This window comes from Luteimonas endophytica, from assembly GCF_029887875.1.
Taxonomy (GTDB): Bacteria; Pseudomonadota; Gammaproteobacteria; order Xanthomonadales; family Xanthomonadaceae; genus Luteimonas; species Luteimonas endophytica.
In genome coordinates this window covers 127,489-145,125 of record NZ_JARXRM010000046.1, presented here as the reverse complement: position 1 = coordinate 145,125, position 17,637 = coordinate 127,489, and the positions used below count along the sequence as shown (strand labels likewise).

Sequence of the window (17,637 nt, the reverse complement as noted above, 5' to 3'; positions counted from 1 at the left end):
GCCGCCATGACCCCGTCCCTCTCCGGTACTCCCGCGCAGTGGCTGCGCGCCAATGACAACCTACTGGTGCGCTTCGGCCTCAACGTCGCCGACGCCGACGCCAGGCGCCGCAACGAGGGCGCAAGCATCGAGATGCTCACCGATGCGCATCTGAACCTGGCCCCGGACCGGCTGTTTCGGAATGTGGTCGCGGTGAGCCGCGGCGCGGCGCTGTCGATCCAGATCCGCTCGCGGGCGCAGGTCGGTTTCGGCTTCCGGATCGCAACCGACGCCGGACCGATCGTCGATCGGCTGTACGCCGTCGATCGACCCGACGCCGAGGGCCACCGCACGGCGACCGTGCGCCGCTTCCAGCACCAGAACCACCTGATTACCGTCGACCGGATGCGCGACCGCCTCGGCGACAGCCACGACCTGGGTGCGCTGCAGCGGCTGTGGGGCTGCGATATCCATGCCTGGGCGGTACTCCAGTATCTGGACCCGATCGCCGGGCGGGTCTTCAACGCAGACCACCCGCGCTTTCCGCCGGCACCAGCGGCCGCCGCCGCCCGGTCCCTGCGCTCCGGGGCGATGCCCGCGGCGGCAGCGGTCACCGCCGCGGGCGAACGCTCGCTGGGCGTCAATGCCGGCGTGGTCTGGGCCGACGGCGCAGCCGAGCAGCAGTTCGAACGCATCGACGTGCAAGACGAGGACGGCCCCGAGGACCCCATCGGTCGGCTGCGTCTGCACTTCTTCGTGGTCGATGCCGACTGATCGGCGCGGTCCGTCCCTTCCCACTCCTGCCGGCCCGCTGCCGGCAACCGATCGAGACACCAGCATGCTCATCACCATCGCTTTCGAAGGCGCCACCGGTCGCAATATCATCCTGCGCCTCGAGCCAGGCGATTCACTGCAGCGGGCCCGCGAGCTGCTCGTCGCCAGGACCGGGATGCGCCCTGCCGAACGGTTCCTGCTCGGCGATGCCGGCCTCGACCCTGCACTCGAGCCCGACACGACCGTGGGCGAGCTGATCGGCGAGGGCAACACGCTCCAGGTCCGGCCCCTGCCCGAGAAGCCGCGAGAGCCCACACCGGACACACGCGAACCGGTCAAGCCCACCAGGCCCGACATCGCGCCGCGGACACTGGACTGGGGACTGACCAGCGGCGCCATCGCACCGGATTTGCTCGCGGGCTTGAACAGCGTCATCGGCGATACCGCCATCGAGACGCCCGAAGAGTTCGAACTGCTTCCGCTGGACGTGGTCAAGGCCATGTTCACCGCACGGCGACTCAACCGCGGGCTGCGCATCGGGCCAAACTCGAGCGCAAGCGATTTCGGCGAGCGCTCACCCGAAGCACCGGTGGTCTACATCCACGACGACCGCGCGCCGCATTCGGGCAGCGCCGCCTTCCCGGTCGACTGGTTCGCAAGCGCCACCGCCAGCAGGCATCTGCACGAGTTGCGCCAGCGCGGCATCCACGTTGCGAACGCCTCCGGCAGTCTGGCCGGCTTCGGGCTCGATGCCCGGTACCGGCAGGACCTGGAACAGCTCAGACGCGGCGAGGTCACCACCATCCACCTGCTGGATCAGCTGGTGGTGGCCAAGGTGGTGCTGTCGATGCATCCGGAGGACGACCTGCGCGTCTCCGACAGTCTGGTGCGCGCGGTCGAACGCGCCCTGGCCAGTCGTGGCGGTCGCCAGGAGCAGTACCGGGCACTGCATGAGCAGGTGTTCCGGTCGTTCGGCTACTTCTTCCCTTGCGAGGTCCTGCTCGGCGGCATGCGCATCCGCACCCTGGAGGTACGCACCGAGGACGTCGAGGAGCAGACCCAGTTCCTGCGGCAGTTCGAGTTCGGCGCTGCCGCCGACGTGCAGACCTCCAAGGGCCGCCTGGTCGCCGACGTGGGATACGGCCAGTCCAACACCGAGTTCAACAGCAACCGCCACATCACCCAGCTCCGGCAGGAGCGCATTCGCCCGATCGGCGGCAGCGCGAGCATGGGATTGGCCAACGATCAGGGCAAATGGGTGCAAAGCGTCGCGTCGGTGAGGTTCTGGGACGTCATCGAGAACCGGCATCTGGTCCCGATCACGCGTTTCCTGCCGGAGCCGCTGGCGCAGCGATGCGACAGCATCATCGACGAGCTGGCGCATACCGACATCACCCGCAACTTCACGATCCTCGACATGCGCGCCTACGTCGCGTCCGCCAACAGGGCGCTGCTCCGCGACCTGCTCTGATCCGGCTCGCCACCACACACGCGTCGTCCCCCGCTCCACCGCGCCCCAGCGCCTTCGCTTGCGCCGGGCGTCACTGCCCTCCCACCCTTTGATACGGAGATGCCCACATGAACACCTACCGATCCCTCCCCCTGCTCGCCGCCATCGCGCTGGTCGTCGGCGCCGGCCACGCCGGAAACTCCGTGAGCGACCCGGCGGCCAAGATCGTCCGCGGATTCAACGGCGCCGCACCGTGCAACGCCAAGGCGATCGGCGCAGGCTCGTCGCCCGCTGCCGACCCCGATGAAGACATGTCCAACCTCAGCGTCAGCTGCAGCGACGATCGGAACGTGACCTTCAGCCAGCTTCGACAGCCGCTGCCCAACGCCCATGCGTGCGTCACCACGCTGGGGGATCTTCGCGCTCAGCGACGCGCGGTCGCGGTGGTGAAGGACCCGACCGACGACAATCCGTACCACTGCGTGCTCTCGACGATCACCCCCAGGGAATTCGTCAGCGGGTCGCGCTACCAGCCGTAAGCTCCGGCGCAGCCACCTTCCCCCGCGCTGGGGAAAGAACAAAAAACGCCCCGCATTGCTGCGGGGCGTTTCTGCCTGCGACTGCGGGCGGGGGCGCCCCCGGTCCGGCCCTTTCCCGCGAGCGGGAGAGGGAGACGTCCGGAGGGCGCCCGGCCGGATCAGAAATCCATGCCGCCCATACCGCCCATGCCGCCCATGCCGCCGCCGCCACCGCCGGCCGGCTCTTCCTTCTTCGGCAGCTCGGCCACCATGGCCTCGGTGGTGATCATCAGGCCGGCGATCGAGGCCGCGTTCTGCAGCGCCGAACGGGTGACCTTGGTCGGGTCCAGGATGCCGAACGCGATCATGTCGCCGTACTCGCCGGTCGCGGCGTTGTAGCCGTAGTTGCCTTCGCCGCTGCTGACCTGGTTGAGCACCACGCTCGGCTCCTCGCCGCAGTTGGCGACGATCTCGCGCAGCGGGGCCTCCATGGCGCGCTTGGCGATGTTGATGCCGTGGTTCTGGTCCTCGTTGGCGCCCTTCAGCTCGCCCAGGGCCTGCAGCGCGCGGATCAGGGCGACGCCGCCGCCCGGCACCACGCCCTCCTCGACCGCCGCACGGGTGGCGTGCAGGGCGTCCTCGACGCGGGCCTTCTTCTCCTTCATCTCGATCTCGGTCGAGGCGCCGACCTTGATCACCGCCACGCCGCCGGCCAGCTTGGCCACGCGCTCCTGCAGCTTCTCGCGGTCGTAGTCGGAGGAGGTCTCCTCGATCTGCGCCTTGATCTGCTTGATGCGCGACTCGATGCCGGAGGTCTCGCCGGCGCCGTCGATGATGGTGGTGTTCTCCTTGGTCACCTGCACCTTCTTGGCGCGGCCCAGGTCGTTGATGGTCGCCTTCTCCAGCTGCAGGCCGACTTCCTCGGAGATCACGGTGCCGCCGGTCAGCACGGCCATGTCTTCCAGCATCGCCTTGCGACGATCGCCGAAGCCCGGGGCCTTGACGGCGCAGACCTTGACGATGCCGCGGATGGTGTTGACGACGAGCGTGGCCAGGGCCTCGCCCTCGACTTCCTCGGCGACGATCAGCAGCGGCTTGCCGGCCTTGGCCACGCCCTCGAGGACGGGCAGCAGGTCGCGGACGTTGGAGATCTTCTTGTCGTGCAGCAGGATGAAGGGATCGTCCAGCTCGGCCGACATCGACTGCTGGTTGTTGATGAAGTACGGCGACAGGTAGCCGCGGTCGAACTGCATGCCCTCGACCACGTCGAGCTCGTTGTCGAGCCCTGAGCCTTCCTCGACCGTGATCACGCCTTCCTTGCCGACCTTCTTCATCGCATCGGCGATGATGGTGCCGACGGACTCGTCGGAGTTGGCCGAGATGGTGCCGACCTGGGCGATGGCCTTGTCGTCGGCGGTGGGCTTGCTGATGTTCTTGAGCTCCTCGACGGCGGCGATCACGGCCTTGTCGATGCCGCGCTTGAGATCCATCGGGTTCATGCCGGCGGCGACCGCCTTCATGCCCTCGCGGATCAGCGCCTGCGCCAGCACGGTGGCGGTGGTGGTGCCGTCGCCGGCGATGTCGGAAGTCTTGGAAGCGACTTCCTTCACCATCTGCGCGCCCATGTTCTCGAACTTGTCGGCCAGCTCGATCTCCTTGGCCACGGACACGCCGTCCTTGGTGATCGTGGGGGCGCCGTAGCTCTTCTCGAGCACGACGTTGCGGCCCTTCGGGCCGAGCGTGGCCTTGACGGCATTGGCGAGGGCGTTGACGCCGCGCAGCATCTTGGAGCGCGCATCCTCACTGAAGCGGATTTCTTTGGCAGCCATGTTTGGGACTCCGGTATTCGTGATTGGTGATTCGTGATTCGTGATTCGTGGAAGCTGGAAGGGCGTGACTCGGGGGTGTGGAGGTGGCCGTTGGCGAAAGCCGCTCTGACGAGCTACCAATCACCCATCGCGAATCACGCCTCGGCGTCAGCCGAGGATCGCGAAGATGTCGTCCTCGCGGACCACCAGGTAGTCGGTGCCGTCGAGCTTGACCTCGGTGCCGCTGTACTTGCCGAACAGCACCTGGTCGCCGGCCTTGACCTTGGGGGCGCGCACGGTGCCGTTGTCCAGGGCCTTGCCCTCGCCCACGGCGACCACTTCGCCGCGGATCGGCTTTTCGGTGGCCGAATCGGGGATCACGATGCCGCCAGCGGACATCTTCTCTTCCTCGGTACGCTTGATGACCACGCGGTCGTGCAGCGGCTTGATATTGCTCATATCGATCCTCGTTAAGTGATTGATCGGGTTGAAAAAATTTCGGAGACTCCAGCACTCTCCCATGGGGAGTGCCAAGCTCGGGCGGACGACAAAACCCGGCGCGGGCCGGGATGCAGCCAAGATGGGACCGCGCCGCGGGCTTTCAAGGCCCGATGAAGAAAAAATTTTAGGGCGCCCGGGCGGGCGCGGGAACTCAGAAGCGCCAGGCGGCGACCAGCATGGTCTCGCCGTCGTTGGGCTGGTCCAGGCTGGCGTTGGAGATGTGGCGGCCGAGCAGCGAGAAGCGGCCCCAGCGCCAGCCGGCGGTGGTGACGAACTGGGGGTCGCCGGACAGGGCGTCGGTCTCGCCGGCCTGGGCGCCGACCCCGAAGCCCAGGGTCAGGCCGTTGTCGGTGCGCTCGTAGCGCAGCCCGGCGTGGGCGACGGTGACCTCGTCCTCCAGGTCGTAGCGGGTGTCGTCGCGTCCGCGCACGTGGATCGCGCCCAGCTCCCAGCGCAGCACCGCGCTGGACAGGGGCCGAAATTCGGGCAGCCAGGCCACCGAGGCCACCGCGGTGGTCTCGTTGTCGCGGGTGGCGGAGGCGCCCGCGGCGACCTCCACCTGTGCCTGGGCCCGGGCGGGGGCGAGCAGGGGCAGGGCGGCGAGGAGCGCGAGCGACAGCAGGTGGGACTTGGACATGGCAGGGCGGCGATGAACGGGCCGCACAGCTTAAACCGGCGCCGCCGCGGACGGCAGGCCGGCGCGTTCCGTGGCCGCCACGCTGCGTTTCGCGGCGGCGGCCGCTGCCCGGTCGGATACCCTATACCGCCCGCCCGGAGCCCCAGCCTTGCCCGCCCTGCTCTGCCTGTGCGCCTGTCCCGACCGCGACGCCGCCGACCGCATCGCCACCGCCCTGGTGGAAGAGCGCCTGGCCGCCTGCGTCAACGTGCTGCCGGGGGTGCGCTCGGTGTACCGCTGGGAAGGCGCGCTGCAGCGCGACGACGAGGTACTGCTGCTGGCCAAGACCGCGCCGGGCCGGCTGCAGGCGCTGATCGCGCGGGTGGTCGCGCTGCATCCCTATGAACTGCCGGAGGTGATCGCGGTCGAAAGCGCCGGCGGGCTGCCCGCCTACCTCGACTGGGTCGCCCTGGAGACCGCCGTGGAGCCGCAGGCTTGAAGCCGCCCCTGCCCCGTTGGCGGCGCACCGCCGCCGCGCTGCTCGGCCTGTGCGCAGTGCTGGCCGCGCCGGCCTGGGCCGCCGTCGACCCCGACGACCTGCTGCCGGTCGACGAGGCGTTCGCCCTGGACGCGCGTGCGCCCAGCCGCGAGCGCATCGAGATCCGCTTCCGGGTCGCCGACGGTTACTACCTGTACCGGCACCGCATGGCGGCCGCGGCCGAGGGCTTCGACGCCGCGGGCCTGCGGCTGCCCGACGGCGAGCGCCATACCGACGAGTTCTTCGGCGAGGTCGAGACCTATCGCGGTGCGCTGGAGGCGAGCCTGGAGGGCAGCGCCCCGGCCGGCGCCGATGCGCTGTCGCTGGAAGTGAAGTTCCAGGGCTGCGCCGATGCCGGGGTGTGCTACCCGCCGCAGACCCGCACCGTGCGCGTCGCCCTGCCGGCGGCGGCAGCGGCCGGCGACGCTGCGGCCGGCGGCCGCTTCGCCGCCCTGGGCCGTGCGCTGGGCGCGGGGGGCGGGCAGCCGCCGGGCCTCGCCGGCCTCGCGGCGCAGCCGCTGCCGCCGGAACGCGCGTTCGGCTTCGAGGCCATCGCCGGCGATGGCGACGCCATCCTGATGCGCTTCACGCCGGCGCCCGGCTACTACCTGTACCGCGATCGCAGCGAGTTCCGCATCGCCGGCGACGCCGGCATCGCCGCGGGCGCGCCGCGCTGGCCGGCCGGCAGCGACCACCACGACGAATACTTCGGCGAGGTGGTGGTGTATTTCGAGCAGGTGCACGTGCCGCTGCCGCTGCGCCGCAGCCACGGCGACGCCGCCGAGGTCGCGCTCACCGCCACCTTCCAGGGCTGCCAGGACGAGGGCATCTGCTACCCGCCGATGACGCGCACGGTGACGGTGGCGCTGCCTGCGGCCACCGTCCCGGCCGGCGCCGAACCGCCGCCGGCTGCGGCCGGCGCCGCCGCCGGCGGCGATGCGGCCCCGGCGGCCGCTCCGGACGCGCCCCGGAGCCCGGCCGGGCAGACCGGCGGATCCGTCCCGGCCCTGGCCGCGAATTCCACCGGCGCGGCCGCAGCCGGCGGCGCGGCGACCGTGCCACCGGGCGGGGCCGCCCCCGAGGCCGAGCTGGCCGACGACAGCCGCCTCGCCGCGGCGCTGGCCGGACCCGACCGGCTGCTCACCCTGCTCGGGTTCTTCGGCGCCGGCCTGCTGCTGGCGTTCACGCCCTGCGTGCTGCCGATGATCCCGATCCTGTCGGGGCTGATCGCCGGCGCCGGCACCCGCCTGGGCACCGGCCGCGCACTGCTGCTGTCGTTCGTCTACGTGCTGGCCAACGCGCTGGTGTTCACCGCCGCCGGGGTGGTGGCGGCGCTGCTCGGCGCCAATCTGCAGATCGCGTTCCAGACGCCGTGGATCGTCGCCCTGTTCGCGCTGCTGTTCGTGGCGCTGGCGCTGTCGCAGTTCGGGCTGTACGAGCTGCAGCTGCCGGCCGCGCTGCGCGCGCGCCTGGGCGCGCTCACCGATCGCCAGCGCGGCGGCTCGCTGGCGGGGGTGGCGGCGATGGGCGCGCTGTCGGCGCTGATCGTCGGCCCCTGCGTGGCCCCGCCGCTGGCGGCGGCCGTCCTCTATATCGGCGAGAGCGGCGATCCGGTGCTGGGCGGCACCGCGCTGTTCGTGCTGGCCATGGGGATGGGCCTGCCGCTGCTCGCGTTCGGGGTGGCGGCGGGGCGCGGGCTGCCCACCAGCGGACCCTGGATGGTCGGGGTGCAGCGCGTGTTCGGGCTGGTGTTCCTGGGGCTGGCGGTGTGGATGCTCTCGCGGATCGTGCCGGGCCCGGTGACCCTGGCGCTGTACGGGCTGCTGGCGCTGGCCGCGGCGGCCTGGGCGTTCACCGCGACCCAGCAGACCCCGCGCGCGCGGCTGCTGGCGCGCTTCGCCGGCCTGGTGCTGGCGGTGGTCGGCGCCGCGCAGCTGCTCGGCGCGCTCGGCGGCGGCCGCGATCCGCTGCAGCCGCTGGCGGGGGCCCTGGGCGGCGCGCCGCTCCAGGCGGAACTGCCGTTCCGCACCATCAAGACCGTCGCCGACCTCGACCGCGAGGTCGCCGCGGCGCAGGCCGCCGGCCGGCCGCTGATGTTCGACTTCTATGCCGACTGGTGCGTGGCCTGCAAGGAGATGGAGAAGTACACCTTCACCGAGCCGGAGGTGCACCAGGCGCTGGCCGGGTTCGTGCTGCTCAAGGCGGACGTGACCGCCAACGATGCCGAGGACCAGGCGCTGATGCGCCGCTTCGGGATCGTCGGGCCGCCGGCGACGCTGTTCTTCGTCGGTGGCGAGGAACGGCGCGCGCTGCGGCTGTTCGGCTTCGAGAAGGCGCCGCTGTTCGCGGCGCGCGTGCGCCGCGCGGCGCCGACGGCGGAGGCGCGCTGATGCGCGGAAGTACCAAGGTGGTGCTGGTGGCCGTGACCGCCGGCGCGCTGGGGGTGGCGGCCAGCCTGCTCACCACCGGGCCCGGGCCGCTGCTGCGCACCGAACCCGGCCAGCGCCTGGCGCAGCGGGTGCTGCAGGCCGACGCGCCCGCGCCGCCCGCGGGCGTGGCAGTGGCCGAGCGCGGCGGAGCGGTGCCCGCATTCGAGGTGGCCGCGCTCGATGGCGGCCGCTTCGTGCTGCCGGACGATTTCGCCGGGCGGCCGCTGCTGGTGAACGTCTGGGCGAGCTGGTGCGGGCCGTGCATCGAGGAGATGCCGGAGCTGGACCGGTACGCCCGCGCCCAGGGCGCGGACGGCACCCGGGTGCTGGGCATCGCCCTGGACGAGGCCGACGCGGTGCGCGGCTTTCTCGAGCGGGTGCCGGTGAGCTACCCCTTGGCGATCGACGCGCCCGGCAACGCCGACGCCGGCGTGCGCCTGGGCAACCCGCGCGGGGTGCTGCCCTACTCGGTGCTGGTCTCGGCCGATGGCCGGGTGCTGAAGCAGCGGATCGGGCCGTTCGCGCACGGCGAGATCGACGCCTGGGCGCGGCCCTGAGCCCTGGCGCACGTGCGGGCCGGGCGCCGGAAGGGCCGACCCGAAACTCAAACGACCGCTTAAATTCGCCGAAGATCGGCGAACTGGACACCAAACCGCGGTTGCCGCAGACTGCGCGCCTGTTTGCGCCGGTCTCCGCATGGCCCGATTGCTGCTCCTGCATGGTCCCAACCTCAACCTGCTCGGCACCCGCGAGCCGGAGGTCTACGGGCGCACCACGCTGGCGGAGATCGACGCGGACCTGGCGCGCCGCGCCGCCGACGCCGGCCACACCCTGGACAGCCTGCAGTCCAACGCCGAGCACGTGCTGGTGGAGCGGGTGCAGGCGGCCCGCGACGACGGCACCGCCTTCGTCCTGATCAATCCCGCGGCCTTCACCCACACCTCGGTGGCCCTGCGCGACGCGCTGGCGGCGGTGGCGATCCCGTTCGTCGAGATCCACCTCTCCAACCCCCACGCCCGCGAGCCGTTCCGGCATACCAGCCATTTCAGCGACCTGGCGGTGGGCGTGATCTGCGGTTTCGGCGCCGACAGCTACCGCTACGCGCTCGACGCGGCGCTGGCCCGCCTGCCCGGGGGCCCGGCATGAGCGACAGTCCCCGTATCCGCCTCGCCCCGCTGGCCGCGCGCCCCGCGCCGGCCGCCTGAGCCCGCCCTTCCCGACCGAGAACCACGAGGCCCGCCATGGACCTGCGAAAAATCAAGAAGCTGATCGACCTGCTGGAGGAATCCAACCTCTCGGAGATCGAGATCAAGGAGGGCGAGGAGTCGGTGCGCCTGTCGCGCATGCCCACCGGAACGGCGACCGCACATGCGGTCGCGCCGCCGCCGCCACGCCCCGAGGCGGCGATGCCGATGCAGTCGCCGGTCGAGGCCGCCACCGGCGGACGCGCCCCGGCCGACCCCGGCGATGCCGCGCCGGCCGCGGACGGCCATACCGTCAAGTCGCCGATGGTCGGCACCTACTATGCCTCCCCGTCTCCCGACAAGCCCGCCTTCGTCAGCGTCGGCCAGAGCGTCAAGGCCGGCGAGACCCTGGGCATCATCGAGGCGATGAAGATGTTCAACCCGATCGAGGCCGACGTGTCCGGCACCGTGGTGGCGATCCTCTGCGAGAACGGCCAGCCGGTGGAGTTCGACCAGCCGCTGTTCGTGATCGGCTGAAAGAGCGGGGACTGGTGATTGGTGATTCGCAGGAGCGCCCCCACCACCGCGCCCGTCCCAACGCCTTGATCAGGACCATCGAAGACAGCCGCAGCGACGTCCGCGAGGATGCCGCCCTCTACGAATCACCAATCGCGAATCACCAATCACGGCCTTCCCATGCTCGATAAAGTCGTCATCGCCAACCGCGGCGAAATCGCGCTGCGCATCCTGCGCGCCTGCCATGCGCTCGGCATCCGCACGGTCGCGGTGCATTCGACCGTCGACCGCAACCTCAAGCACGTGGCCATGGCCGACGAGTCGGTCTGCATCGGCCCGGCGCCGTCGGCCCAGAGCTACCTCGACATGCCGGCGATCATCGCCGCGGCCGAGGTCACCGACGCCCAGGCGATCCATCCCGGCTACGGTTTTCTCAGCGAGAACGCCGACTTCGCCGAACGGGTGGAGCAGTCCGGCTTCGTCTTCATCGGCCCCAAGGCCGAGACCATCCGCCTGATGGGCGACAAGGTGGAGGCGATCCGGGCGATGAAGGAGGCCGGGGTGCCGTGCGTGCCCGGCAGCGGCGGCCCGCTCGGCGAAGATGCCGAGGCCAACATCGCCATCGCCCGCGAGATCGGCTACCCGGTGATCGTCAAGGCCGCCGGCGGCGGCGGCGGCCGCGGCATGCGCGTGGTGCATACCGAGGCGGCGCTGTCGGCCGCGGTGTCGACCACCAAGCAGGAAGCCAAGGCCGCGTTCGGCAACGACATGGTCTACATGGAGAAGTTCCTGGAGAATCCGCGCCACGTCGAGATCCAGGTGCTGGCCGACGGCCAGGGCAACGCGATCCACCTGGGCGAGCGCGACTGCTCGATGCAGCGCCGCCACCAGAAGGTGGTGGAAGAGGCGCCCGCGCCCGGAATCAGCGAGGAGCAGCGCGCCGCGATCGGCAAGGTCTGCGTCGAGGCCTGCCTGCGCATCGGCTACCGCGGCGCCGGCACCTTCGAGTTCCTGTACGAGGACGGACGCTTCTATTTCATCGAGATGAACACCCGCATCCAGGTGGAGCACCCGGTCACCGAGATGGTGACCGGGATCGACCTGGTGCGCGAGCAGCTGCTGATCGCCGCCGGCCGGCCGCTCTCGATCCGGCAGGAGGACGTGGTGCTGCGCGGCCACGCCATCGAGTGCCGGATCAACGCCGAGGACCCCGACAGCTTCATGCCCTCGCCCGGCCTGATCCAGCACTTCCACGCCGCCGGCGGGCCCGGCGTGCGGGTCGATTCGCACATCTACGAAGGCTATCGGGTGCCGGCCAACTACGACTCGATGATCGGCAAGCTGATCGTCCACGGCGCCGACCGCGAGCAGGCGATCTGCCGGATGCGGGTGGCGCTCAACGAGATGGTGATCGACGGGATCCGCACCAATATCCCGCTGCAGCAGCGGATCATGCGCGACGGCGGCTTCCAGGCCGGCGGCCGCAACATCCACTACCTGGAGAAGCGCCTGGCCGAGCGCCGCGACAAGTCGCTGGCGATCGGTTGACGGCCGCGCCCGGCGGGGCGCGGCCGCGCCGCCGTCAGCGGAACTCGACCGGTCCGGCCGGGGTCTCGACCGCCGGCTCCACCGGCACCAGCTGCAGCGCGCCTGCGGGTTCGGCCAGCTCCGGGGCGGGCACGCGCGTGCCCGGCACCAGCCGCACGCCGGCGGCCGAGGCCTGGCTGACCACGGTCACGTACTCGCTGGAGCCGTCCGGCCAGATCACCTTGAAGGTGCTGCCCGGCGGCAGCGACGAGAACGGCGCGCCGCTCTGCGCGCGATAGACCGCGGCGATCTGCGCCGCCCCGCTCATCCGCACCTCCGCCGGCGCGTCGATGGTGGTGATCGCGACCTGCGACAGCTCCCGGTAGTTGTCGTTGAGCGCATCGATCATCACCCCGGCCGCGGTGACCGAATAGGCGACGAACAGCAACACCCAGAAATAGAACTTGATCCTGTGCACGAAGCGCTTGTTCTTCATTTCAACATTTCTCCCTCGCCCGTCAGCAGCGAGTCAACCATGGCATCGACGACCTCCGCCCCCTGTCGCGGAATCGCGCCTTCATACACGAACGTCTCGAAATCCTCGGCCGGGTCCTGCGGGCAGACCCCGCCATTGGCGCAATAGTTGGTCATCAGCGCCCCCCCGGCGCCGCAATCCTGCCCCAGCTCGCACGCCGCCAGCTGCCAGGCCAGCTCGGCGAACTGGTCGCCCGCCACCATACCGTCATAGGCGGCATCGCCGCTGGCGAGCACGCCCATCGCCGGCGCCAGCGCGACATACGCTTCCGGATCGGCCGAGCGCTGCACGCGCGCGGCGAGGTCGCGGCGGTAGGCCGGCGCCTCGTCCAGCGGCTCGCCGGCGGCCAGCAGCGCCGCCTCGGCGGCGAGGCTGCCCGCTTCCGCCGCCTCCCGCCGCTGCACCAGGATCATGGTCGGCTCCAGCCCATCGCGCGGGCCGAAGCGTCCGCAGCGCCGGCTGACCCGTTCGCGCGCCGCGACCATGGTGTCCGAAGCGCGCAGCCTCATGCGCCCGAACAGGTCGGTGTCGTTGGCGTAGCCGCCCGGGTCGCCGGCGTAGGGCGCGCAATACTCGTGGATCCGGCTGACCAGCCACATCGCCTCGGCATCGCCGGCGCGCGCCGCCGGCAGCAGCGACTGCAGGTACAGATGGAGATCGTCGGCCCGTTCGAACGAGGCGCGCAGCGATTCGCGACGCGCCTGCGCCACGGTGGCGGCCGTTGCCGGGGGCGGCGACAGCGCCGGGGCGGAGCCTGCGAAGCCGGTCGCCTGCGGCACCGCGCCAGCCTCCGGCTGCGCGCCGGCCGGAGCCTCTCCGGGCCGGGGATCGCTTCCGGCACGCAGCCACAGGGCCAGCCCGGCCAGCAGCGCCAGCACGGCGAGGGCGATCAGGGGTTTGCTGGCGGACATCGGCATATGGGTCCACGGCATCCTGGCCGGCCGCGAGTGAACCCGGCCGGTCGCCGTCAGTACTCCGGACACTGGCCGAACTCCTCGCTGCGCATTCCGGGCATTCTCTCCTGGGTCGGCCCTGGCGCACCAGTCGCTCCCGGCGGCCGGCGCCTGCGCAAGGCCCGATCGACAGGATCGGGACATCCGGCCGGCGGAGGTTGCGCATGGCGCCCGCGGGTTCACATCCTAGTGGAACCGGGCCCCGCGCGCGCGGCCGCACGCCGGTTCCGCGACGGCGCGCACTTTACGCGCGCAGCACCGCACCGCACCATGCAACCAGTCAAACCGCGCGGATGCCATGCCGTATCTGGAACTGTCGCTGCGCTGCAGCGAGGACGAACACCCGCGCTACGAGCGCGCGCTCGAGGACATCGGCGCCCTGGCGGTGACCCTGGTCGATGCCGATGCCGGCACCGCCGACGAGCACGCCATCCTGGAGCCCGGCGTGGGCGAGACGCCGCTGTGGACCACCCTGCGGTTGAGCGCGCTGTTCCCGCACGATGCCGACGCGTTGCTGCTGCTGTCGGCGCTGGAGGCCTTCGACCCCGCGCTCGACTGGGGGCGCACCGAGTTCCGCAACGTCGAGGACCAGGACTGGGAACGCGCCTGGATGGACCGGTACGCGCCGATGCGGTTCGGCGCCCGTACCTGGATCGTTCCGTGGAACAGCGAGATGCCCGCCGGCGCCGACGACCAGGACGCCGCGGTGGTGCGGCTGGATCCGGGGCTGGCGTTCGGCTCGGGGACCCATCCGACCACCTCGCTGTGCCTGCAGTGGCTCGACGCACTCGCCGCGGCCGGGGAGCTGCAGGGCCGCGAGGTGCTCGACTACGGCTGCGGCAGCGGCATCCTGGCGCTGGCCGCGCTCAAGCTCGGCGCCGCCGGCGCGCTCGGCATCGACAACGACCCGCAGGCGCTGCAGGCCAGCGCCGACAATGCCCGGCGCAACGGCGTCGATGCCCGCCTGCGGCTGGCTTCGCCGCAGCAGGCGCCGGCCGGGACCTTCCCGGTGGTGGTCGCGAACATCCTCGCCGCCGCGCTCGACGCGCTCGCCGACGACCTCGCCGCGCGGGTCGCACCGGGCGGCCGGCTGGCGCTGTCGGGCGTGCTCGACGGCCAGCAGGAGGAACTGCTGCGGCGCTACCGGCCCTGGTTCGAATCCCTGGCGGTCGCGCACGAGGGCGACTGGGTCCGCATCGATGGCGTGCGCCGCCGCTAGATGTTCATCAACTGCCCCAACTGCGCCGCACTGGTGGCCACCGACCTGGCCACCGACCTGCCGCCCGAACGCTGCCCGCGCTGCGGCTTCGCGCTGCGCGAGCCGGCCACGGCTGCGCCAGCCCCGCAAGCGCCGCCACCGCCGACCCCTGCCGCATCGGAATCGGCGCCGCCCACCCCTGCTGCACCGGCTCCGCCGCCCGCCCACTCCATCCCGCCAGCGCGGCCGGCGGCCGCGGCCGGCGCGGTGCCGTTCGTCGCGTTGAAGCCGCCGTCTCCGCCGGTGCCCGCACCCGGATCGCCCGCCGCGACTGCGCCGGCACCGCCAGCCGCGGTGCCGGCCGGCGCCCCGGCCGCGGTGGACACCGGCGAGGACGGTCGCCCCCCAACGACCCCGGCGGTGGACGATCCCGGGCGCGCGCCGGAGCGACCGGACCCACCGCCGCCTGCCGCCGAGGCGCCACGGGCGGTCGCCCACGGCCGGCCGGCGCCGAGCTTCGCGCAGCGCCGCCGCCATGCCGGCCAGGCGGTGCGGCACCGCTGGCCGGCGCTCGCGGCCATCGCCGCGCTGGCATCGCTGCTGGCGCTGCAGCTGCTGCTCGCCGACCGCGAACGCCTCGCCGCCGATCCGCAGTGGCGGCCGCTGCTCGCCCGGCTCTGCGGCACGCTCGGCTGCGCGCTGCCGCCGTGGCGCGAGCCGCAGGCGATCGCCCTGCTGCATCGGGATGTCAGACCGCACCCGCAACGCCCCGGGGTGCTGCGCGTCAGCGCCACGATCCGCAACGATGCGCGCTGGACCCAGGCCTGGCCGCAGCTGCAGCTGCGGCTTACCGACGTCGATGGCCGCCCTCTCGGCGAACGGCGCTTCCTCGCGCACGAGTACCTCGCCGCCGCACCCGCGTCCGGGGGCATGTCCAGCGGACAGCGCGCCACCATCCGCATGGACGTCCTGGAACCCTCGCCGCACACGGTGGCGTTCGATTTCGAGTTCCACTGAGCGTGGCGGCGGCGATCTTGCACTGCGGCTTGGCGCATCCCCGCCCGGCGGGCTAGACTCCCTCCCCCCGCCGACAGCCCCGGACGCCATCGGACGCTGGCGCCCCGGCGCCGTGGCGGTCGCAGCCGCACGGACACGATCTTGAACGCCGCCGAACGACCCGATCCCAGCAATCGCTCCGGCCAGCGCACACCGCTGCGCGACCACGTGGCCAACTCGGTGCGGCGCTATATCGGCGATCTCAACGGCAGCGGCACCGACAACCTGTACGAGATCGCGCTGCGCGAGCTGGAGATTCCGCTGTTCGTCGAGGTGTTGAACCACTGCGAGGGCAACCAGAGCCGGGCCGCGTCGATGCTCGGCATCCACCGCGCCACCCTGCGCAAGAAGCTGCGCGACTACGGGCTGAGCTGAGCGCCGCCGGCGGCACCCGCCGCGGCAGGGCGATGCGGCGCGGACGCTATAATTCCGCCCCCGCACCCGACGCCCGCCCATGACTGCCGACCGACTGCCCGTGCGCCGGGCGCTGCTGTCCGTCTCCGACAAGACCGGCCTGATCGAGCTGGCCCGCGCGCTGGCGGAACGCGACGTGGAACTGCTGTCGACCGGCGGCACCGCGCGCGCGTTGCGCGAGGCCGGGCTGGCGGTGCGCGAGGTCTCCGAAGTCACCGGGTTTCCCGAGATCATGGACGGCCGGGTCAAGACCCTGCACCCGAAGATCCATGGCGCGCTGCTCGGCCGCCGCGGCACCGACGACGCGGCGATGGCCGAGCACGGCATCGCCCCGATCGACCTGCTGGTGCTGAACCTGTACCCGTTCGAACGGGTCGCGTACCGTCCGGATGCCGGCTTCGGGGAGATCATCGAGAACATCGACATCGGCGGCCCGGCGATGCTGCGCGCCGCGGCCAAGAACTTCGCCCATGTGGCGGTGGCCACCGATCCGGCGCAGTACCGCGGGCTGCTCGCCGAACTCGACGACAACGCCGGCGCGCTGACGGCGTCCACCCGCTATGCGCTGGCGGTGGCCGCGTTCAACCGCGTCGCCCAGTACGACGCGCGCATCAGCGACGTGCTCTCGTCCATCGCCGAGCCGTCCGATGCCGGCGCGGCGGGCCGCGCCGCATTTCCGGCGCAGAGCAACGGCAGCTTCGTCAAGCTCATGGACCTGCGCTATGGCGAGAACCCGCACCAGCAGGCCGCGTTCTACCGGGACCTGTGGCCGGCGCCCGGCACCCTGGCCACGTTCTCGCAGCTGCAGGGCAAGGAGCTGTCCTACAACAACATCGCCGATGCCGATGCGGCCTGGGAATGCGTGCGCCAGTTCGACGCGCCGGCATGCGTGATCGTCAAGCACGCCAACCCCTGCGGCGTGGCCGTCGCCGGCGGCTGCGGCGAGGCCTACGAGCGCGCCTACGCCACCGACCCCACCTCGGCCTTCGGCGGCATCCTCGCCTTCAACGCCACCCTGGACGCGGCCACCATGCGCGGCATCCTCGAGCGCCAGTTCGTCGAGGTGCTGATCGCGCCGGACTACGAGGAGCAGGCGCTGGCGCTGGCGCGGAAGAAGGCCAATGTGCGGGTGCTGCGCATTCCCCACGGCGGGGGGCGCAACGGAATCGATGTGAAACGGGTCGGCTCCGGCCTGCTGATGCAGACCGCCGACATCCGCGAGGTCGGCCGCGACGAACTCACGGTGGTCAGCCGGCGCGCGCCGGAGCAGCGCGAGCTGGACGACCTGCTGTTCGCCTGGCGGGTGGCCAAGTACGTCAAGTCCAACGCGATCGTCTACGCCCGCGACGGCCGCACCATCGGCGTCGGCGCGGGGCAGATGAGCCGGGTGGTCAGCGCACGGATCGCGGCGCTCAAGGCCGAAGAGGCCGGGCTCGAGGTCCGGGGCTCGGCGCTGGCCAGCGACGCGTTCTTCCCGTTCCGCGACGGCATCGACGCCGCCGCAGCCGCCGGCATCGGCGCGGTGATCCAGCCGGGCGGCTCGATGCGCGACGCCGAGGTGATCGCCGCAGCCGACGAGCACGGCATCGCCATGGTCTTCACCGGCGTGCGCCATTTCCGGCACTAGGGCCCCGTTGATCC

Annotated in this window: 18 protein-coding genes and 1 pseudogene; 13 read left to right on the top strand and 6 right to left on the bottom strand. The window is 71.7% G+C overall.

Annotated elements, in window-relative coordinates; translation table 11 throughout:
• The first annotated feature begins 6 nt into the window (after positions 1-6).
• The 3 genes from QFW77_RS18275 to QFW77_RS18265 all read left to right on the top strand — a co-directional run bounded on the left by QFW77_RS18275 (position 7) and on the right by QFW77_RS18265 (position 2,742).
• Positions 7-753: a hypothetical protein gene (locus QFW77_RS18275; protein ID WP_280576289.1), complete on the top strand. Its 747-nt coding sequence runs from the start codon at positions 7-9 to the stop codon at positions 751-753.
• Positions 743-2,224 (top strand): MACPF domain-containing protein, encoded by a 1,482-nt coding sequence (locus QFW77_RS18270; RefSeq protein WP_280576287.1) that lies wholly within the window; start codon positions 743-745, stop codon positions 2,222-2,224. Before QFW77_RS18275 ends, QFW77_RS18270 begins: the two co-directional genes overlap by 11 nt.
• A 107-nt stretch (positions 2,225-2,331) precedes the next feature.
• Positions 2,332-2,742: a hypothetical protein gene (locus tag QFW77_RS18265; protein WP_280576285.1), complete on the top strand. Its 411-nt coding sequence runs from the start codon at positions 2,332-2,334 to the stop codon at positions 2,740-2,742.
• 158 nt (positions 2,743-2,900) lie between these two features.
• Here the strand turns inward: QFW77_RS18265 and groL are convergent, their stop codons facing one another.
• The 3 genes from groL to QFW77_RS18250 all read right to left on the bottom strand — a co-directional run bounded on the left by groL (position 2,901) and on the right by QFW77_RS18250 (position 5,667).
• The gene (gene groL, locus QFW77_RS18260) at positions 2,901-4,550 is read right to left on the bottom strand and encodes a chaperonin GroEL (RefSeq protein ID WP_280576283.1); all 1,650 of its coding nucleotides are present in this window, start codon (positions 4,548-4,550) and stop codon (positions 2,901-2,903) included.
• A gap of 147 nt (positions 4,551-4,697) precedes the next feature.
• Positions 4,698-4,988, bottom strand: a complete 291-nt coding sequence (groES, locus tag QFW77_RS18255; RefSeq protein WP_280576281.1) for a co-chaperone GroES — start codon at positions 4,986-4,988, stop codon at positions 4,698-4,700.
• Between the two features lie 193 nt (positions 4,989-5,181).
• Positions 5,182-5,667, bottom strand: coding sequence for an acyloxyacyl hydrolase (locus QFW77_RS18250; RefSeq protein WP_280576280.1), 486 nt, complete (start codon positions 5,665-5,667; stop codon positions 5,182-5,184).
• 148 nt (positions 5,668-5,815) lie between these two features.
• Between QFW77_RS18250 and cutA the strand changes: the two genes are divergently transcribed.
• The 6 genes from cutA to accC all read left to right on the top strand — a co-directional run bounded on the left by cutA (position 5,816) and on the right by accC (position 11,861).
• Entirely contained in the window at positions 5,816-6,145 is a 330-nt protein-coding gene (gene cutA, locus QFW77_RS18245; RefSeq protein WP_280576279.1) for a divalent-cation tolerance protein CutA, read from the top strand.
• A complete protein-coding gene (locus QFW77_RS18240; protein ID WP_280576278.1) occupies positions 6,142-8,574 on the top strand; it encodes a protein-disulfide reductase DsbD in 2,433 nt (810 codons plus the stop codon). The genes cutA and QFW77_RS18240 overlap by 4 nt, the downstream gene beginning before the upstream one ends.
• A complete protein-coding gene (locus QFW77_RS18235) occupies positions 8,574-9,170 on the top strand; it encodes a TlpA family protein disulfide reductase (RefSeq protein ID WP_280576277.1) in 597 nt (198 codons plus the stop codon). The genes QFW77_RS18240 and QFW77_RS18235 overlap by 1 nt, the downstream gene beginning before the upstream one ends.
• A 139-nt stretch (positions 9,171-9,309) precedes the next feature.
• Complete coding sequence (aroQ, locus tag QFW77_RS18230; RefSeq protein ID WP_280576276.1) at positions 9,310-9,759, top strand: type II 3-dehydroquinate dehydratase; 450 nt, start codon at positions 9,310-9,312, stop codon at positions 9,757-9,759.
• Positions 9,760-9,854: 95 nt separating this feature from the next.
• Positions 9,855-10,334 (top strand): acetyl-CoA carboxylase biotin carboxyl carrier protein, encoded by a 480-nt coding sequence (gene accB, locus QFW77_RS18225; protein WP_280576275.1) that lies wholly within the window; start codon positions 9,855-9,857, stop codon positions 10,332-10,334.
• A gap of 159 nt (positions 10,335-10,493) precedes the next feature.
• The gene (accC, locus tag QFW77_RS18220) at positions 10,494-11,861 is read left to right on the top strand and encodes an acetyl-CoA carboxylase biotin carboxylase subunit (RefSeq protein WP_280576273.1); all 1,368 of its coding nucleotides are present in this window, start codon (positions 10,494-10,496) and stop codon (positions 11,859-11,861) included.
• 124 nt (positions 11,862-11,985) lie between these two features.
• Here accC and QFW77_RS18215 read toward each other — a convergent pair.
• Together QFW77_RS18215 and QFW77_RS18210 are read right to left on the bottom strand one after the other, a co-directional pair.
• A pseudogene (locus QFW77_RS18215) lies at positions 11,986-12,336 on the bottom strand (hypothetical protein); the annotation flags it as partial.
• Positions 12,333-13,286 carry a hypothetical protein gene (locus QFW77_RS18210; RefSeq protein ID WP_280576272.1) on the bottom strand — a complete coding sequence of 318 codons (954 nt, stop codon included), beginning with the start codon at positions 13,284-13,286 and terminating at the stop codon, positions 12,333-12,335. The gene QFW77_RS18210 and the pseudogene QFW77_RS18215, both read right to left, overlap by 4 nt.
• Positions 13,287-13,626: 340 nt before the next feature.
• Here QFW77_RS18210 and prmA point away from each other — a divergent pair, with 340 nt between their 5' ends.
• A complete protein-coding gene (prmA, locus tag QFW77_RS18205) occupies positions 13,627-14,547 on the top strand; it encodes a 50S ribosomal protein L11 methyltransferase (protein ID WP_280576271.1) in 921 nt (306 codons plus the stop codon).
• Here the strand turns inward: prmA and QFW77_RS18200 are convergent.
• A complete protein-coding gene (locus QFW77_RS18200; RefSeq protein WP_280576269.1) occupies positions 14,544-14,912 on the bottom strand; it encodes a hypothetical protein in 369 nt (122 codons plus the stop codon). The genes prmA and QFW77_RS18200 overlap by 4 nt on opposite strands.
• Positions 14,913-14,946: 34 nt before the next feature.
• Between QFW77_RS18200 and QFW77_RS18195 the strand changes: the two genes are divergently transcribed.
• From QFW77_RS18195 to purH, 3 genes are all read left to right on the top strand, one after another.
• The gene (locus QFW77_RS18195; RefSeq protein ID WP_280576267.1) at positions 14,947-15,543 is read left to right on the top strand and encodes a DUF3426 domain-containing protein; all 597 of its coding nucleotides are present in this window, start codon (positions 14,947-14,949) and stop codon (positions 15,541-15,543) included.
• 141 nt (positions 15,544-15,684) lie between these two features.
• On the top strand, positions 15,685-15,957 hold the full coding sequence (gene fis / locus QFW77_RS18190) for a DNA-binding transcriptional regulator Fis (RefSeq protein ID WP_180677332.1): 273 nt from the start codon (positions 15,685-15,687) through the stop codon (positions 15,955-15,957).
• A 79-nt stretch (positions 15,958-16,036) separates the two neighbouring features.
• Positions 16,037-17,623 carry a bifunctional phosphoribosylaminoimidazolecarboxamide formyltransferase/IMP cyclohydrolase gene (purH, locus tag QFW77_RS18185; protein WP_280576265.1) on the top strand — a complete coding sequence of 529 codons (1,587 nt, stop codon included), beginning with the start codon at positions 16,037-16,039 and terminating at the stop codon, positions 17,621-17,623.
• The last annotated feature ends 14 nt before the right edge of the window (positions 17,624-17,637 follow it).

Coding starts and splice junctions, on each gene's coding strand:
- QFW77_RS18210 (WP_280576272.1), bottom strand. CDS start 13,286: ATGTCCGCCAGCAAACCCCTGATCGCCCTCGCCGTGCTGGCGCTGCTG.
- QFW77_RS18275 (WP_280576289.1), top strand. CDS start 7: ATGACCCCGTCCCTCTCCGGTACTCCCGCGCAGTGGCTGCGCGCCAAT.
- QFW77_RS18250 (WP_280576280.1), bottom strand. CDS start 5,667: ATGTCCAAGTCCCACCTGCTGTCGCTCGCGCTCCTCGCCGCCCTGCCC.
- purH (WP_280576265.1), top strand. CDS start 16,037: ATGACTGCCGACCGACTGCCCGTGCGCCGGGCGCTGCTGTCCGTCTCC.
- accC (WP_280576273.1), top strand. CDS start 10,494: ATGCTCGATAAAGTCGTCATCGCCAACCGCGGCGAAATCGCGCTGCGC.
- QFW77_RS18265 (WP_280576285.1), top strand. CDS start 2,332: ATGAACACCTACCGATCCCTCCCCCTGCTCGCCGCCATCGCGCTGGTC.
- groES (WP_280576281.1), bottom strand. CDS start 4,988: ATGAGCAATATCAAGCCGCTGCACGACCGCGTGGTCATCAAGCGTACC.
- prmA (WP_280576271.1), top strand. CDS start 13,627: ATGCCGTATCTGGAACTGTCGCTGCGCTGCAGCGAGGACGAACACCCG.
- accB (WP_280576275.1), top strand. CDS start 9,855: ATGGACCTGCGAAAAATCAAGAAGCTGATCGACCTGCTGGAGGAATCC.
- groL (WP_280576283.1), bottom strand. CDS start 4,550: ATGGCTGCCAAAGAAATCCGCTTCAGTGAGGATGCGCGCTCCAAGATG.
- QFW77_RS18235 (WP_280576277.1), top strand. CDS start 8,574: ATGCGCGGAAGTACCAAGGTGGTGCTGGTGGCCGTGACCGCCGGCGCG.
- QFW77_RS18270 (WP_280576287.1), top strand. CDS start 743: ATGCCGACTGATCGGCGCGGTCCGTCCCTTCCCACTCCTGCCGGCCCG.
- aroQ (WP_280576276.1), top strand. CDS start 9,310: ATGGCCCGATTGCTGCTCCTGCATGGTCCCAACCTCAACCTGCTCGGC.